This is a genomic window from Serratia sp. CY33525, from assembly GCF_052169115.1.
GTDB lineage: Bacteria > Pseudomonadota > Gammaproteobacteria > Enterobacterales > Enterobacteriaceae > Serratia > Serratia sarumanii.
This window is the reverse complement of record NZ_JBJNLK010000023.1, coordinates 1-3,458: the sequence shown is the minus strand read 5'-3', so window position 1 is coordinate 3,458 and position 3,458 is coordinate 1. Positions and strand designations below refer to the sequence as shown.

Annotated in this window: 1 protein-coding gene; it reads left to right on the top strand. The window is 58.7% G+C overall.

Annotated elements, in window-relative coordinates; all coding sequences use genetic code 11:
- Positions 1–3,458: SDR family NAD(P)-dependent oxidoreductase (locus ACJ8IM_RS25100; RefSeq protein ID WP_442516256.1), on the top strand; the 3,458-nt coding region annotated here is incomplete at both ends.

Here is a 3,458-nt window from a genome sequence, read left to right as displayed (position 1 = left end):
AGGCGGTGCAAACGTTGCTGGGGCAAGGCGGCACGCCGGACGGCGTGTTTGAAATCGGACCGGGTGCGACGTTGATCAACATGGCGAAGCGTATCGCGCCCGATGTGCGAACGCAGTGGATAGCCTCCGCAGAGACGCTGCGCGGAACCCCCGCACTCAATCCGTTTACCTATGTGCCGCTGCAATGGGAAAAACCGGTGCCGAAACAAGCATTGCGCCGATCGGTAAGCGCCGAACCTGCGGTAAGCGCCGCAGATATGCTCTATCAGACCCAATGGATGCCGGCAGAACCGCTGACAGAGGTCAATGGAGCTGGCCCATATCTTCTGCTGTCGCGGCGTAAGGTGCCTGTGGCGTTGCCAAAAGACTGGATCTCTATGGTTGCGAACGATCCGGCGGAGATTGCTGCGGCACTGACGGAGAAAGACTGGAATACCGTCGCGCTCTTCAGCGAGGGCGACGAAGAGGATGTTGTACAGGCACTGAACGTCTTGAAGAGCGGCATGAGCGCGCGACTGGTGTTGTTGAAGCGCGCCGATTCGGAAGGCGACGCCGGCCTATGGGGCCTGGCGCGTACCGCCAGATTAGAACAACAGGCGTTGCGGCTGAGCTGCCTGGCTTTATATCGCGGCCAACTGATGCAGGCGCTGTCGTTGTGCGTTTGTGAGGATATGGAGGATGAGTGCCGCCTGAGCGACATGGGCGAGTTGCAGGTGCCGCGTCTGCAGCGATATCAACCGCCATCGGGCGAGGGGAATGGCCTTCGCGCCGGGGCGACATACGTAATCAGCGGCGGCAACGGAGCGCTTGGCAGACTGGCTGCTCAATATCTGGCGGAACAGGGCGCGACGCATCTGGTGCTGCTTTCACGCAGCGGGCAGCCTATTACGCCTGTGCCGCAGTGGGGAAAAAGCATTCAGCTGGCCAGTTTAGCGTGTGATGTGGCAGAGGCTGATCAGGTTAAAGCGGTGCTCCGCCAATTGACGGTGTGGGGATGGCCGGACATCGCCGGGGTTATCCACACCGCGGGCGTCCTGACGGATGGCGTGCTGGTTAACCAGTCGGCCGAGATGTTCATGCAGGCTCAGGCGGCGAAAGTGCTCGGCGCAAGGCATCTGCACGATATTCTTTCGCCGACAGATTTTATTGTGTTGTATTCGTCTGTGGCCGCGACATTGGGGTCGGCGGGGCAAGCGAGTTATGCGGCGGCCAATAGCGCTCTGGATGCTTTGGCGGAGCGGTGGGCTCAGGCCGGCGAATGCGCATTGTCCATCCAATGGGGAGCATGGTCAGATGTCGGGATGGCGGTACGCAGTCACGCTGTCTCGCGCATTGAACAATCAGGCTATGGTCTGCTTGATAACGAATCGGGAATATCGCTCTTGGCGCGGTTGCTGCAGTCACGCAGCCGTGGCGTCATCTGTGCTTCCCCGATTGCGTGGCGAAAGCTCTCGCATTTATCCCCACGTTTTTCTTCCTTTATGACAGCGATGGCGACGCCGTCCACATCGAGCGCGGATGCGCAGGCGGAGTGGTCAGTCGAAGACGTGCGGCAATTGGTCAGAGAGAGCATTGAACCCTTCTTGTCGGAAAAACGCTTTGATGAAGACTTGCCTTTCATGGAGGCGGGGTTGTCTTCTCTCGATTTGGTACAGATTAGGCAGGCACTGCTGAAATCATTGCCAACATCGCTGGAATTGCCCGCGCATTTCGTTTTCAACTATCCGACCGCTCGCGACGTCAGTTTGCATCTCATTGAGCAACTGGGGGCCAAGACATCGTCGGTGTCAACCGTTGTTTGGCAGCGTCTGAATGATAAAACGGATGGGGAACCGCTGTTCCTGATCGGCGGCGTTATGGGGAACGCAGAGAAAACCTTCGGCACGTTAGCGCAGGCGCTTTCTGTGCCGGTATACGCCGCGATGCCGGCGATCCCGGCAGACCCGCTGGCGCAACAGGTTACTCTGGAATCGGTGGCCGCCGCGTTGCGTGAAGCCATGCTGCGCGAGGTGCCCAGCCCGTCGTACAGCGTTGGCGGGCTTTCCTTTGGTGCCGCGCTTGCGCTCGAGGTGGGGCTGCATTTGGAGGAGCAGCAACGTTTGTCACGGGTGATCATGTTTGATCCTCGCCATTTGGTGCCGTTTATTGCTCCGCCAAAACCTGCACCTTTTGAAATTCTCCTGGAAAACTATGTGGCGCCGCGGCAGCTGTTCGCGCCCGTGCTGCTATTCCAGAGCACCATTCCGCCCATTGAGACGCAATCCGAGATGATGCGTGAGGCCAGCCGTTCCTTCCAGAGCGATACCGACGTTATAAAACGTTGTCATGAGTTGGCATCCACGCTCGAGGTGGTTCCGTGTGATGGGCACCATTTCAATCTGTTGTACAAACACTACCCACCATTGGTCAGAAAGATTGAAGAGGAAATGATTCCATCCGTTTCTGAAAGGGGAGACGGCGAGGCAGAAGCGATCGCCATCATAGGCACGTCATGCCGCTTGCCTGGGAATGTCTCTTCTCCGGAAGACTTCTGGCAGATGATGCTGGCCGGCGCCGATTGTGTCGGCAATATTCCCGCCTCACGGTTCGATATTGACGAAGTCTACGATCCCAATCGTGATGCCGCCGGCTGCAGCTATACCCGCCAGGGCGCATTCATCAGCCATGCCGAAGACTTCGACTATGCCTTTTTCGGCATTTCGCTGGCGGAGGCTAAAGTGATGGATCCTCAACAGCGATTATTGCTGGAAGTGGCCTATGATGCTTTCCATAGCGCCGGATTGAACAAAACGAGTTTAAAAGGCTCATCGACCAGCGTTCACATCGGTTTGGCGAACGATGACTGGAGCAGCATGGGGCGCGACGAAGAGGCCCACAATCCTTACTTTGGCGCGGGGGTTTCCGGTTCTATATCCTCCAACCGCATCTCTTATCTGTTAGGGCTGACTGGCCCCAGCGTCACTATTGATACCGCCTGTTCTTCTTCTCTGGTGGCGGTCGATCTGGCGGTTGACAAATTGCGCCAGGGCATTTGTTCGATGGCGCTGGTCGGCGGCGTAAACGTAATGCTGCATCACCGAATGTTTGTCAGCGCCTGTGCGACCAAGGCATTGTCTTCGCAGGGGCGATGCGCCACATTTGATGAGACGGCGGACGGCTATTGCCGTGGCGAAGGCGCAGGCGCGGTGGTGCTGAAGCGCCTCAGCGACGCGGAGGCCGACGGTGACGCTATTCTGGCGGTGATCCGCGGAACGGCGGTGAACCAGGACGGACGCAGCGTATCCATGACGGCGCCGAATGGGTTGGCGCAAGAGGCCGTCATCACGCGGGCGCTGGCGGAAGCCGGGCTGCGCGGCCAGGACGTGGACTACATCGAATGCCATGGCACCGGCACGCCGTTGGGCGATCCGATCGAGGTGGGCGCCCTGAAGAACGTGCTGGGCCGCCACCGCAGCAAG